This is a genomic window from Mycobacterium europaeum (assembly GCF_002102155.1).
Lineage (GTDB): Bacteria > Actinomycetota > Actinomycetes > Mycobacteriales > Mycobacteriaceae > Mycobacterium > Mycobacterium europaeum.
Genome location: NZ_LQOU01000025.1, coordinates 122,653 through 135,070 on the forward strand (window position 1 = coordinate 122,653; position 12,418 = coordinate 135,070).

Here is a 12,418-nt window from a genome sequence, read left to right on the forward strand (position 1 = left end):
AGTTAGCATCGCCGGTGTGCAGGGGGCGGACGAACAGGTGCGGGTGGAACGGCTGCTGGACGCGCAGGCCGGGGCGGAGCGGCTGTTCGACGAGATCGAGCGGCGCGCCATGATCCGCCCGGGCGTCTCGGAGATGCAGCTGTCCGACGAGATCAACGAACTCGCCGCGGAGCTGCTCGGCGTCACCCGGCACTGGCACCGGCGGATCGTGCGGGCGGGGGAGAACACGCTGCAACCGTTCAACGAGCGGCCGCCGGACCGGGTCGTCGCCGACGGCGACGTCGTCTTCCTCGACCTGGGGCCCATCTTCGCCGAGTGGGAGGCCGACTTCGGCCGCACCTTCGTGCTCGGCGACGACCCGGACAAAACGTCGCTCCGCGACGCGCTGCCCCGGGTGTGGCAGGCCGGCCGCGAGTACTTCGACGAGCACCCGGACGTCACCGGGGCCGAGCTGTACGACTTCGTCGTCGGCGTCGCGCACGCCGAGGGTTTCGACTTCGCCAGCTCCATCGCCGGGCACCTGGTCGGGGAGTTCCCGCACCGCAAGATCGCCGGCCCGGGCGTCCAGTGGTACATCGCGCCCGGGTCGAACAGGCCGATGCGGCGCACGGACCCGGCCGGCCGCGTCTGCCATTGGATCCTGGAGATCCACCTGGCCGACCGGGCCCGCGGCTTCGGCGGCTTCTACGAGCAGCTGCTCGACCTCAGTTGAGGGGATACGTGACGCCGGTGAGTTCCTCCGACACCGCCCACAACCGCCGCTGCATGTCGACGTCGTGGGACTTCTCGCTGGACCCGACGAGCTTGGGATAGCCGCGGGTCTCGGCGAATCCGTCGGGGCCGTAGTACTGGCCGCCGAGCACGCCCGGGTCGGTCGCGGCCCGCAGCGTGGGAAGGGCGCCCATGGCCGCGTCCTGAGCGATCACCGAGAAGAACACGTTGACGAGCGGCCGGAACACCGTGGGCGTGTAGCGGCCCAGCTCGGTGTTCGACCCGCCGGGGTGGGCGGCGGCGGCGATCGTCGTGCCGTGGGGGGCGAGCTTGCGCTGCAGTTCGTAGGTGAACAGCAGGTTGGCCAGCTTGGCCTGCCCATAGGCTGCGACCCGGTTGTAAGAGCGCTCCCACTGCAGGTCGTCGAAGTGGATGTCGGCGAGGATGCGGTGGCCCATGCTGCTCACCGTCACGACCCGCGATCCGGGGACCGGCAGCAGCCGCTCCAGCAGCAGGCCGGTGAGCGCGAAGTGGCCCAGGTGGTTGGTGCCGAACTGCAGCTCGAAGCCGTCCTTGGTGGTTTCCTTCGGCGTGTACATGACGCCGGCGTTGTTGATCAGCAGGTCGATGTGGTCGTAGTCGGACTTGAGCCGTTCGGCCGCCGCGCGGACGGAGTCCAGCGACGTCAGGTCGAGCTCCTGCAGCACCACGTCGGCGCCGGGGCTCTTGGCGGCGATCCGGGCGGCGGCGTCCTTGCCCTTGTCCAGGTTGCGCACGGCCAGCACGACGCGGGCGCCGTGGTCGGCCAGCGCGGCGGCGGTCTCGTAACCCAGGCCGGTGTTGGCCCCGGTGATGACGGCGACGCGGCCGGCCTGGTCGGGGATGTCCGCTGCGGTCCATTTGGCCATGGAAGGCTCCTAACCTATTAAGATAAACGGGGCGAGCGCTCCGGTTGCCCTACTATACGGAACGTGCGCCCCGTTTTGTCAACGGCTGGATGGTGAAGAACAGATGGCGCAACCGACACGGCCGTTGCGCGCCGACGCGGCGCGCAACCGCGCCCGCGTGCTGGACGTGGCCTACGAAACCTTTGCGGCCGAGGGCTTGTCCGTGCCGATCGACGAGATCGCCCGGCGTGCCGGGGTCGGGGCCGGCACCGTCTACCGGCACTTCCCGACGAAGGAGGCGCTGTTCACCGCGGTCATCGCGGACCGCATGGGCAGGATGGTCGACGACGGGCGCGCCCTGTTGGAGTCCGAGGGCCCGGGGGAGGCGCTCTTCGCCTTCCTGCGTTCGCTGGTGTTGCAGTGGGGGGCCGCGGACCGCGGCCTGGTCGACGCCCTGGCCGGCTACGGGATCGACGTCGCCTGCGCCGCGCCCGAGGCGGAAGACGCCTTCAAGGCGATGCTCGGCGAGCTGCTGCGCGCCGCGCAGGAAGCGGGCACGGCGCGGCGGGACATCGACATGCGGGATGTGAAGGCGATCCTCGTCGGATGCCAGGCGATGCAGGCGTACGACTCGGCGCTGGCCGAGCGGGCGACCGGCGTCGTCATCGACGGTTTACGCCCGCCGCGATAGGGGACAACTGTTCTTGCACTCGGCATAGGCGAGTGCTAAGAATGACTTTGGCACTCGCGACCAGTGAGTGCTAGGTCGGGACGGTGAGACCGAAGCCGAACACAGCTGCGGTCGTCCGTCGCGGGCACTGCGTCCGGCCAAAGACGTGTAACCCCCAACCGGAGGATTCACTTCGCAATGTCCAAGATCATCGCTTATGACGAAGAGGCCCGTCGCGGCCTCGAGCGGGGGCTCAACGCCCTCGCCGACGCGGTAAAGGTGACGTTGGGTCCCAAGGGCCGCAACGTCGTCCTGGAGAAGAAGTGGGGCGCCCCCACGATCACCAACGATGGTGTGTCCATCGCCAAGGAGATCGAGCTGGAGGACCCGTACGAGAAGATCGGCGCCGAGCTGGTCAAGGAAGTCGCCAAGAAGACCGACGACGTCGCCGGTGACGGCACGACGACGGCCACGGTGCTGGCCCAGGCGCTGGTCAAGGAGGGCCTGCGCAACGTCGCGGCGGGCGCCAACCCGCTGAGCCTCAAGCGCGGCATCGAGAAGGCGGTCGAGAAGGTCACCGAGACCCTGCTCAAGTCGGCCAAGGAGGTCGAGACCAAGGACCAGATCGCCGCCACCGCGGCGATTTCCGCGGGCGACCAGTCGATCGGTGACCTGATCGCCGAGGCGATGGACAAGGTCGGCAACGAGGGCGTCATCACCGTCGAGGAGTCCAACACCTTCGGCCTGCAGCTCGAGCTCACCGAGGGCATGCGGTTCGACAAGGGCTACATCTCGGGCTACTTCGTCACCGACGCCGAGCGGCAGGAAGCGGTCCTGGAGGACCCCTACATCCTGCTGGTCAGCTCGAAGGTGTCGACGGTCAAGGACCTGCTGCCGCTGTTGGAGAAGGTCATCCAGGCCGGCAAGCCGCTGCTGATCATCGCCGAGGACGTCGAGGGCGAGGCGCTTTCCACCCTGGTCGTCAACAAGATCCGCGGCACCTTCAAGTCGGTGGCGGTCAAGGCCCCCGGCTTCGGTGACCGCCGCAAGGCGATGCTGCAGGACATGGCGATCCTCACCGGTGGCCAGGTGATCAGCGAGGAGGTCGGCCTGTCGCTGGAGAGCGCCGACGTCGCCCTGCTCGGCAAGGCCCGCAAGGTCGTCGTCACCAAGGACGAGACCACCATCGTCGAGGGCGCCGGTGACACCGACGCCATCGCCGGGCGCGTGGCCCAGATCCGCCAGGAGATCGAGAACAGCGACTCCGACTACGACCGCGAGAAGCTGCAGGAGCGACTGGCCAAGCTGGCCGGCGGTGTTGCGGTGATCAAGGCCGGCGCCGCCACCGAGGTGGAGCTCAAGGAGCGCAAGCACCGCATCGAGGACGCGGTCCGCAACGCCAAGGCGGCCGTCGAGGAGGGCATCGTCGCCGGTGGTGGCGTGGCCCTGCTGCACGCGGCCCCGGCCCTGGACGAGCTGAAGCTGTCCGGCGACGAGGCGACCGGCGTCAACATCGTGCGGGTGGCGCTCGAGGCTCCGCTGAAGCAGATCGCCTTCAATGGTGGCCTGGAGCCCGGAGTGGTGGCCGAGAAGGTCCGCAACTCGCCCGCCGGTACCGGCCTGAACGCCGCCACCGGTGAGTACGAGGACCTGCTCAAGGCCGGCGTTGCCGACCCGGTGAAGGTGACCCGCTCGGCGCTGCAGAACGCGGCGTCCATCGCGGCGCTGTTCCTGACCACCGAGGCCGTCGTCGCCGACAAGCCGGAGAAGGCGGCCGCTCCCGCGGGCGACCCGACCGGCGGAATGGGCGGGATGGACTTCTAGGAAGTCAACGAAAAGCCCGGTCTGCTTTGCAGGCCGGGCTTTTTCGTGTCCGCCGAGCGTGAGCTCAGGGCGGGATTTCGGCGACTTTTCCGCCCCGGTTTCACGTTCGGCGCTGGCCCGCCTTGTACGTTTGACCGCGTGGCCCTTCCGACCCCCTCGCCCACCAGCACCGCCGTCGTGACCGGCGCATCGTCGGGCATCGGGGCCGACATCGCGCGCGAGCTGGCCGACCGCGGCCACGGCGTCACACTGGTCGCCCGCCGCGAAGACCGGCTGCGGGAGCTGGCCGAAGAACTGGCGCAAAGTGTGCGCGTCGAAGTGATCGCCTGCGATATCGCGGACGCGACAGCCCGCGCCGGCCTCCTCGACGAGGTGGAGCGCCGCGGGCTGACCACCGACATCCTCGTCAACAACGCCGGCATCGGCACCATCGGCTCGGTGGCGAAGACGCGCGTCGACGACGAGATCGCCCAGGTGCGGGTCAACGTCGAGGCGGTCATCGACCTGACCACCCGCGCCGTGCAGCGGATGGTGCCACGCGGCCGCGGCGCGATCCTCAACGTCGGATCCACCGCGGGCTACCACCCCTTCCCGGGGCAAGCGGGCTACGCCGCCACGAAGGCGTTCGTGAAGACCTACACCGAGGGGGTGCGCGGTGAGCTCGCCGGCACCGGTGTCACCGTCGCGCTGCTGTGCCCGGGGCCGGTGCGCACCGAGTTCCTCAAGAACGCCGGCATGGACGAGCGCACATTCGCCGACGCCTTCCCGAAGTTCATGTGGATGCCGTCGCGCGACGTGGCGCGCACCGGGGTCGACGCGCTCGAGCATGACCGCGGCACGGTCATCGCCGGGCTGCCGAGCCGGCTCTCCACCCGGCTTTTCCAGTTCATGCCGCGACGGGTGCTGCTGCCGCTGTTGAAGAACCAGCATCCGGGCCTCAAAAGGGACCGGTCAGCGAGCTGAGGGCCAGCGCCGCATCCAGCCCTCCACGTCAAGCGCGAGCGCGTTGCACAGCGTGCAGATGGTGCGATACCAGCCGACTGCGGTGAGCAATTCGATCCGCTACTCGTCACTGAGGTTGCGGCCCAACGCCGTCCAGGTCGCCTCCGACCACGAGCCGGTGGCCTCGAGCTCGTCCACCGCCCCGATCAGCGTTCGCTCGGCCGGACTCCACCGCGGATCGTCGGCGTCGCTGGTGACCAGCGCGTCGCACTCGTCGTCGCTGACGCCCGCGATCGGGCCCCAGAACGCCGCCTGCCCGCCCCATTCGTACTCGCAACCGACCAGCGCACAGATGCGCAGGATCGCGATCGTTCGGACTCGGGCCGGCAAAAGCGCTGCGACATAGAGCGATTCACCGAGCTTGCGCAACCGGGTGGCCAGCGCCGGGTGGCGCTGCAGGCAGCGCACCAGCAGCAGCGGCTCATAGCTGCGGTCCGGATGACCCCAGCTGTTGATTCCGGCGGCATCTTCCTCGCTCCACGGCGGGGCGAGCGGTGCGACGCGGCTCACGGATGAGACTGTACGGCGCGCCCTAACCCGGCAGCGAGAACACCACGCAGTCGTGCAGGCAGCCCTTGGCCGCCTCCGGCGAATCGGGGTCGGCATCGCGGTGCAGCAGCGCGCGGGTGGGCGTCACCTCGAGGCGGACGGCATCCCCGGCCGGGGTCACCTCCGCGGCGCCGTCGACGATCAGCGAATAGCCGCCGGGCTCCGTCGGGGGCCACAGCAGGGTGACGTCGCGGCGCCGGGCCAGATTCTGCTGCGTGCGACCGCCGATCAGACCGACGTCGATCCGCGCCTCGCGCATTTGCGGCTCGACCGTCACGGTGTGCACGCGATAGTCGTCGTCCACCGTGACCAGGTAGGCGTACGGGTAGCCGGGGAGAGCCGCCCCCAGCCGCTCGATGTCCACCCTCTTCTTGGTGCGCATGGTGCTCCAGGATAGGCGCGGGCCGGGCCGCTACAGCGTGCGCGGAACCCGCGCCGCCGGCAGGCCGAATGTCAGCTGGCCGCTGCTGCTGAAGTGGAAACCGAGGTTCTGCAGGACCTGCTGCCAGGGCGCCAATTTCTCCACGGCCGCCGACGCGTCGGCGTGGTACCCGTACATCGCCGCGACGTCCGACGCCCACATCTGGTCATAGGCGGCCTCGATGTCGGCGATCGCGGGGGTGTTCTGACCCAGATGATTGCTGGCCGCCAGCGCCTGCGCCAGGGCGCGGTTGGCCGCGACCACCGCCGGCTGGACCGTCGCCGCCAGGGCACCCTCGAACGCGGCCGCGACGGCCGAGGCCTGACTGGACACCGCCTCCGCCTGCGCCGCCGCGGCGCTGAGCCAGCTCACATAATGCGTGGCGAGGGCCATCATCGCCGCCGACGACGGGCCCTGCCAGGACCCGTTGGCAAGGTTTGACGTGACCGAAGAAAACGACGATGCTGACGATGCCAGGTCCTCGGCAAGGCCGTCCCAGGCTTCCGCGGCAGCAAGCAACGGCCCGGCTCCGGGACCCGAATGGATTCGTGCCGAGTTGATTTCTGGCGGCAACCACGCAAAATGCGGGCTCGTCACCGGCTTAACTTACCCGGGATCCGGCCGTTGCGGTGGCGTTATTGCCGGGCTGCTGGCCGGGGCTGCCGCCCACGGACCAATCTGCCGGGGCGGGCGTCGGTCGGCACGCCGTTTTCCGCGATCACCTCGCCGGCGACGACGGTGGCGACGTACCCGTCGGCGGTCTGGTCCAGGCGCCGCCCGCCGGCGGGCAGGTCGTAGCTGATGACCGGCTTGTGCAGCCGCAGCGCGGCGTGATCGATGACGTTCAGGTCGGCCTTGTACCCGACGGCGATGCGGCCGCGGTCGCCCAGCCCGGCGATGCGGGCCGGCACCGAGGTGAGTTCGCGGACCGCCTCCGGCACGGTGAACCGCCCGGACTTGCGGTCGCGGGCCCAGTGCGCCAGGAAGTACGTCGAATAGCTGGCGTCGCAGATCATCCCGTAGTGCGCGCCGCCGTCGCCGAGCCCCAGGACCACGTCGTCGCGGTGCAGCAGCTCGCCGACGGTGTCCAGCGAATTGCCCTGCAGGTTGCTGGTGGCCACCAACAGCATGGCGCGGCCCTCGTCGTCGAGCAGCCGGTCGTAGGCCTCCTCCATCGGGTCGACCCCGCGGGCGCGGGCCCGGGCCCCGATGCTGGTCGACGGGTCCGGCTCGTAGTCCGGGTTGTCACCCAGCGGGAAGATCCAGTCCCACATCTGCGCCACGTAGAGGATCGGGTGACCGACGCCGGGCTTGTCGGCCAGGATGCGGGCGCGCACCTCCGGCTTGCGCATCTCGGCGACCCGCTCGGCCAGCGGCAGGTGCGCGATCTCCCGGTAGCTCGGGTAGAGCACGAACGGGTTGGCGGACAGCTGCAGCCCGATGATCAACCCGATCGGTCGCGGCAGCAGCTGCGCGGTGATGTCGCCCCCGGCCGCGTTGGCCTTCTCGATCATGGTGATGGCGTCCGGCCACGTCGGGTCGCCGGCGTTGGCGACCACGAGCGTGAACGTGAGCGGCAGGCCGACATCCTCGGCCACGTCGAACACCATCTGCAGCACCGGTTCGTAGCCCCCCGACGGGATGTCCGGCACGAACTGCAGCAGGCCCCCGCCCCCGTCGACGACACCGCGGGCGATCTCCTCGATCTCCTCGCGCGCCGCGTCGTAACTCGGGATGGGCGAACCGCTTTCCGTTTTGTGGATGGTCAGCCGCGACGACGCGAAGCCCAGCGCCCCGACCTCGATCGCCTCCTTGGCCAGCGCCCGCATCTTCGCCAGGTCCTCGGCGGTGGCCGGCTCGCGGTTGGCGCCGCGCTCGCCCATCACGTAGACCCGCAGCGGGGAGTGCGGCAGGTACGCGGCGACGTCGATGTCACGTCGGCCGGCGTCCAGCGCGTCCAGGTATTCGGGGAACGTCTCCCACGTCCAGGGCAGGCCGTCGGTCATGACGACGCCGGGGATGTCCTCCACGCCGGCCATCACGTCGACGAGCACGTCGTGGTCCTCCTGCCGGCACGGGGCGAAGCCCACCCCGCAGTTGCCCATGACCACGGTGGTCACCCCGTGCGCCGACGACGGCGTGAGGCGTTCCGACCAGATGGACTGGCCGTCGTAGTGGGTGTGCAGGTCGACGAAGCCCGGCGTGACGAGCAGCCCGGTGGCGTCGATTTCGCGTGCGGCGGTGTGGCCGTTGACGTGTCCGACCGCCTCAATGATGCCGTCTTTCACCGCGACGTCGCCGACGATCGGCTCACCGCCCAGCCCGTCGACGATGGTGCCGTTGCGGATGATGAGGTCGTAGGTCATCCAAATAATCTACGACCGCGCCCGCCGGTGGTGCCAGGATCTAATGTCGCTGGTATGGCCAACACCTCCAGCCCCGACTCCGCCGCCCAAGAACTGCTCCGCGACTCCTTCACCCGGTTGATCGAACACGTCGACGGGATCGCCGACGGGCTGACCGAGGAGGTCGCCAACTATCGAGTCACCCCGGACGCCAACAGCATCGCCTGGTTGCTGTGGCACAGCGCGCGGGTGCAGGACATCCAGCTGGCCGACGTGGCCGGCGTCGAGCAGGTGTGGCTGCGCGACGGCTGGGTGGACCGGTTCGGGCTCGACCTGCCGCGCAACGACACCGGCTACGGGCACGGCCCCGAGCAGGTCGGCAAGGTCAGGGCGCCCGTGGACCTGCTGTCGGGCTACTACCACGCGGTGCACAAGCTCACCCTCGAGTACGTCGCCGGCGTGACCGCCGCCGAGCTGGAGCGGGTGGTCGACACCAACTGGGACCCGCCGGTGACGGCCAGCGCGCGGTTGGTGAGCATCATCGACGACTGCGCCCAGCACCTGGGCCAGGCCGCCTACGTTCGCGGAATCGCGCCGTAGGGCTTGGGTTTTCGCAGCGTGCGATTCCTGTCCGCGGTCTTTCGGGTGGTGCTGTGGCTGGCGACCACCGTCGCGCTGGCCGTGGCGGTCCCGGCGGCGTGGCTGCAGTGCAACGTCGTCAGCGAGGCCGGCTACGCCGCGCTGGCCCAGCGGGCCGCCGGCGATCCCGCGCTGCAGTCCGCGGCCGCGGACGAACTGACCAACCGCGCGCTCGCCCTCATCGCGGATCGCACCGGGGGACGCCGAGCGGTCGACGCCGCGCAGCTGCACCGGGCCGCCGCCGCGTTCACCGCCGGGCCGGCCTTTCCGGCGCTGTTCGCCCGGGCCAACCGGGCGGCGCACCGCTGGTTGTTCAGCGCCGACGGGGCCGGCGGATCGTGGGCGATCGATGTGGCGCCGATGCTGCAGGACGAGTCGGTGGCGCGGATACTGAGCAGCCACAACGTGGAAGTGCCTGCGACGCTGAGCGTTCCGCTGACGGCGTCGGCGCCGCGATCGCTGCGGCCGGGCCGGCTCAGCCCGCTCGCCACCTGGGGGCCGTGGGTGAGCGTCGGCGCGGCGGCCCTCAGCGTGGTCTGCGCCGTGCTGACGCTGGCCACCGCCCGGCGCCGCGGCAAGGCGCTCACCAGCCTGGGGGTCTGCGCGCTGCTGGTCGGCGCGGGCGGATGGGCGGGCATCGAGGTCGGCCGCCGCTACGTCGGCGCCGCGCTCAACCACACCACCGGCGACATCCGCCGTATCGCCGAGGCCATGGCCGGCCACGCCGAGGCGAGCCTGCACCAGTGGCTCAACCTGACGCTGCTCACCGGCGTGGCCCTGGCGGTCGCCGGCGTGCTCGTCGCCATGCTGGGCGGCCTGCGCAAGACGCCCGCGAGCTAGCCGAAGGTGAACGAAAAGACTTGCAGCCCAGGGCTGACCCGCATGTCGAGCCGGTCGCTGCGCGCGGCTTCGTCGGCCACGATCTGGTGCAGGTTGGGCGGTCCGCCGATCGCCGTCGTGGTGCTCTTGCCGTCCCGGGTCACCGTGAGAGTGCCCGTGCCGCCGGCGACGACGTAGACGTCCTTGGCGGTGTAGTCCAGCCGGATGGCCGCGTCGTCGCTGTCGGCGGTGGCGCCCTGGTCGTCGAGCTTCCACCGTCCGGCTAGCGCGAACCTGTCGCCGGCCAACTGCGGCGGGTAGTCGAACGTCGCGGTGCCCGCCTTGTAATCGCCTGTGCCGCCGTAGTTTCCGGCCCGCTCGACGCCAAGGTAGGTCTCGGGCGTTAGCCGAGTCTGCGGGGTGGTGTCGGGCGCCCGCGTCGCCGCGGGCAGTTGGGCGCCGGGGTGGGCGTCGACCAATAGGTCGCGGATGAGCTTCTCGGTCCCGTCGTAGTCGCCCTCCCCGAATTTGGTGTGCCGGACCGTTCCGTTGGCGTCGATCAGGTACTCGGCCGGCCAGTACAGGTTCGAGAAGTTGTTCCAGGTCGTGTAGTCGTTGTCGAGCGCGACAGGGTAGGTGATGTGCAGTCCGGCGGCGCCGCTGGCCACGTTGGACGGGACCCGTTCGAAGGCGTACTCGGGGGTGTGCACGCCGACGACGACGAATCCGCTGTCGCGGTAGCGGTTGTACCAGTCCACGACATGCGGGATCGCGCGCTGGCAATTGATGCAGGAGTAGGCCCAGAAGTCGACGAGGACCACTTTGCCGCGCACCGCCGCCCGGTCGAGCGGTTGGCCGTCCGGGGTGTTCAGCCACTCGGCGATGCCGGCGATGGCGGGGGCGGGGCCGCACTGCTGCAACTGGGTGGCGCCGTCCAGGCAGTCGGTCAGCGCGCCGGTGGCGCTCGCCCCGGTCGGGCTCAGCCGCAAGCCGCTCGATCCGGGCGGCGGCGACGCCGGGGCGGGGTTCAGCGTGCGCTGGAGGTCGTCGGCGCCGATCTTGCTCTGCATCGCCGTGGTGTAGTCGGGGATGGCGCGCTGCAACATCGCCGGCAGGTTGAAGACCAGCGCCACGGCCAGCACCACCATCATGATCCCGCCGGCGACCTGAATCGCGCGCCGGCGGCGGCGGAACGCGGCGACGCGTTCGGCGACGCGCCGCCCGGCGAGGGCGAATGCCAGCAGCGGCAGCGCATTGCCCAGCGCGAACGTCCCGGTCAACACCAGCGCGCCGGGCCCGATCGATTGCGTGCCGCCGGCGACCACGATCGCCGCGAGCACCGGGCCCGCGCAGGGCACATACAGCGCGCCCAGCGCCAGGCCGAGCCCGAAACCGTCTGCGTTGGCGCCGATTTGACGCTGCGGCAGGTACGCGAACGGTCGCTCGATCAGGTGCTGCAACGGCGGGAAGATCAATCCCAGGCCGATCAGCACCAACACCACCAGGGCCGCCCACCGGATCGCATCCTGCGGCAGATGCAGCGCCGTCAGCAAACCGGAGCCGACCAGCGTGGCCACGGAGAAGCTGCACACCAGGCCGGCGATCACCAGGTAGGGCCGTGCGGCGGCGCTGATCCCCCGGGTGCTGCCCGCGCCCGATAGCAGGAGCACCGGCAGCACCGGCAGGATGCACGGCGAGATGCCGGTGATGAGGCCGCCGACGAAGCCGATGAGCGCGATGGTGTGCATACCCATATACACCTTTCCCCGCCGCGAACGGTTCAGTGATCGGGCACAAATCACGTCCCGTGCGTTATACAAATCACACCATGTGCGTTACGCTCTGCCGGTGGCGCAACTCACCTTCCAGCGCGCCCGCACCGAGGAGAAGAAGCGCCAACGTGCGGAGGCACTCGTGGAAGCCGCGCGCTCGCTGGCGCTCGAGACGGGCGTCGCCTCGGTCACCCTGACCGCCGTCGCCAGCCGGGCCGGCATTCACTACTCCGCGGTCCGCCGCTACTTCAGCTCGCACAAGGAAGTCCTGCTGCACCTGTCCGCCGAAGGGTGGGTGCGCTGGTCGACCACCGTGTCCGACAAGCTGGCCGAGCCCGGGCCGAAGTCGCCGTCGAGAATCGCCGAGACGCTGGCCGAAGCCCTGGCCGACGACCCGCTGTTCTGCGACCTGCTGGCCAACCTGCACCTGCACCTCGAACACGAGGTCGACGCGGAGCGGGTCGTCGAGGTCAAGCGGATCAGCACCGCCGCCACGCTCTCGCTCGCCGAATCCATCGAGAGTGCGCTGCCGGAACTCGGCCGCTCGGGGTCGCTGGACATCCTGCTGGCCGCGTACTCGCTGGCGGCGACGCTGTGGCAGGTCGCCAACCCACCGGAGCGCCTGACCGACGCCTACGCCGAGGAGCCGGAAGTGATTCCGCCGGAGTGGAACCTGGACTTCGCGTCCGCCCTCACCCGCTTGCTGACCGCGACGTGCATCGGCCTCATGTCGGGTTCGGAATGAACGCAGAAGGGAGGGGGCGCCATGGCTTGGCGAA

General features: G+C 70.1%; 12 protein-coding genes and 1 pseudogene. 7 read left to right on the forward strand and 6 right to left on the reverse strand.

All coding sequences use genetic code 11. The features are described 5' to 3' along the window. Positions 1-16 precede the first annotated feature (16 nt). A complete protein-coding gene (locus AWC03_RS12470) occupies positions 17-712 on the forward strand; it encodes a M24 family metallopeptidase (protein ID WP_085240776.1) in 696 nt (231 codons plus the stop codon). Here AWC03_RS12470 and AWC03_RS12475 read toward each other — a convergent pair. Next, entirely contained in the window at positions 705-1,619 is a 915-nt protein-coding gene (locus tag AWC03_RS12475; protein WP_085240777.1) for an SDR family NAD(P)-dependent oxidoreductase, read from the reverse strand. The two genes, AWC03_RS12470 and AWC03_RS12475, sit on opposite strands and share 8 nt — an antisense overlap. A gap of 103 nt (positions 1,620-1,722) precedes the next feature. Between AWC03_RS12475 and AWC03_RS12480 the strand changes: the two genes are divergently transcribed. From AWC03_RS12480 to AWC03_RS12490, 3 genes are all read left to right on the forward strand, one after another. After that, entirely contained in the window at positions 1,723-2,289 is a 567-nt protein-coding gene (locus AWC03_RS12480) for a TetR/AcrR family transcriptional regulator (RefSeq protein ID WP_085240778.1), read from the forward strand. A 177-nt stretch (positions 2,290-2,466) separates the two neighbouring features. Then, positions 2,467-4,092, forward strand: a complete 1,626-nt coding sequence (groL, locus tag AWC03_RS12485) for a chaperonin GroEL (RefSeq protein ID WP_085240779.1) — start codon at positions 2,467-2,469, stop codon at positions 4,090-4,092. A 138-nt stretch (positions 4,093-4,230) separates the two neighbouring features. Continuing rightward, the gene (locus tag AWC03_RS12490; RefSeq protein WP_085240780.1) at positions 4,231-5,055 is read left to right on the forward strand and encodes an SDR family NAD(P)-dependent oxidoreductase; all 825 of its coding nucleotides are present in this window, start codon (positions 4,231-4,233) and stop codon (positions 5,053-5,055) included. Between the two features lie 99 nt (positions 5,056-5,154). Here the strand turns inward: AWC03_RS12490 and AWC03_RS12495 are convergent, their stop codons facing one another. The 4 genes and pseudogenes from AWC03_RS12495 to AWC03_RS12510 all read right to left on the reverse strand — a co-directional run bounded on the left by AWC03_RS12495 (position 5,155) and on the right by AWC03_RS12510 (position 8,430). After that, positions 5,155-5,604: a carboxymuconolactone decarboxylase family protein gene (locus tag AWC03_RS12495; RefSeq protein ID WP_249025870.1), complete on the reverse strand. Its 450-nt coding sequence runs from the start codon at positions 5,602-5,604 to the stop codon at positions 5,155-5,157. A 22-nt stretch (positions 5,605-5,626) separates the two neighbouring features. Continuing rightward, entirely contained in the window at positions 5,627-6,025 is a 399-nt protein-coding gene (locus AWC03_RS12500; RefSeq protein ID WP_085240781.1) for a hypothetical protein, read from the reverse strand. Between the two features lie 63 nt (positions 6,026-6,088). After that, positions 6,089-6,661: pseudogene (locus AWC03_RS12505) on the reverse strand (capsule stability/integrity protein PPE10); the annotation flags it as partial. A gap of 38 nt (positions 6,662-6,699) precedes the next feature. Next, a complete protein-coding gene (locus AWC03_RS12510) occupies positions 6,700-8,430 on the reverse strand; it encodes an N-acyl-D-amino-acid deacylase family protein (RefSeq protein ID WP_085240783.1) in 1,731 nt (576 codons plus the stop codon). 54 nt (positions 8,431-8,484) lie between these two features. Here AWC03_RS12510 and AWC03_RS12515 point away from each other — a divergent pair, with 54 nt between their 5' ends. After that, the gene (locus AWC03_RS12515) at positions 8,485-9,009 is read left to right on the forward strand and encodes a mycothiol transferase (protein WP_085240784.1); all 525 of its coding nucleotides are present in this window, start codon (positions 8,485-8,487) and stop codon (positions 9,007-9,009) included. 18 nt (positions 9,010-9,027) lie between these two features. Next, on the forward strand, positions 9,028-9,888 hold the full coding sequence (locus AWC03_RS12520; protein WP_085240785.1) for a hypothetical protein: 861 nt from the start codon (positions 9,028-9,030) through the stop codon (positions 9,886-9,888). Here AWC03_RS12520 and AWC03_RS12525 read toward each other — a convergent pair. Then, complete coding sequence (locus AWC03_RS12525; protein WP_085240786.1) at positions 9,885-11,615, reverse strand: cytochrome c biogenesis protein DipZ; 1,731 nt, start codon at positions 11,613-11,615, stop codon at positions 9,885-9,887. The two genes, AWC03_RS12520 and AWC03_RS12525, sit on opposite strands and share 4 nt — an antisense overlap. Positions 11,616-11,697: 82 nt before the next feature. Here AWC03_RS12525 and AWC03_RS12530 point away from each other — a divergent pair, with 82 nt between their 5' ends. Next, positions 11,698-12,384 carry a TetR/AcrR family transcriptional regulator gene (locus tag AWC03_RS12530; RefSeq protein ID WP_090420232.1) on the forward strand — a complete coding sequence of 229 codons (687 nt, stop codon included), beginning with the start codon at positions 11,698-11,700 and terminating at the stop codon, positions 12,382-12,384. The last annotated feature ends 34 nt before the right edge of the window (positions 12,385-12,418 follow it).

What these genes read in the sequence shown, in the direction of transcription:
- AWC03_RS12500 (WP_085240781.1), bottom strand. Translation starts at nt 6,025, where the DNA reads ATGCGCACCAAGAAGAGGGTGGACATCGAGCGGCTGGGGGCGGCTCTC.
- AWC03_RS12510 (WP_085240783.1), bottom strand. Translation starts at nt 8,430, where the DNA reads ATGACCTACGACCTCATCATCCGCAACGGCACCATCGTCGACGGGCTG.
- AWC03_RS12475 (WP_085240777.1), bottom strand. Translation starts at nt 1,619, where the DNA reads ATGGCCAAATGGACCGCAGCGGACATCCCCGACCAGGCCGGCCGCGTC.
- AWC03_RS12525 (WP_085240786.1), bottom strand. Translation starts at nt 11,615, where the DNA reads ATGCACACCATCGCGCTCATCGGCTTCGTCGGCGGCCTCATCACCGGC.
- AWC03_RS12515 (WP_085240784.1), top strand. Translation starts at nt 8,485, where the DNA reads ATGGCCAACACCTCCAGCCCCGACTCCGCCGCCCAAGAACTGCTCCGC.
- groL (WP_085240779.1), top strand. Translation starts at nt 2,467, where the DNA reads ATGTCCAAGATCATCGCTTATGACGAAGAGGCCCGTCGCGGCCTCGAG.
- AWC03_RS12480 (WP_085240778.1), top strand. Translation starts at nt 1,723, where the DNA reads ATGGCGCAACCGACACGGCCGTTGCGCGCCGACGCGGCGCGCAACCGC.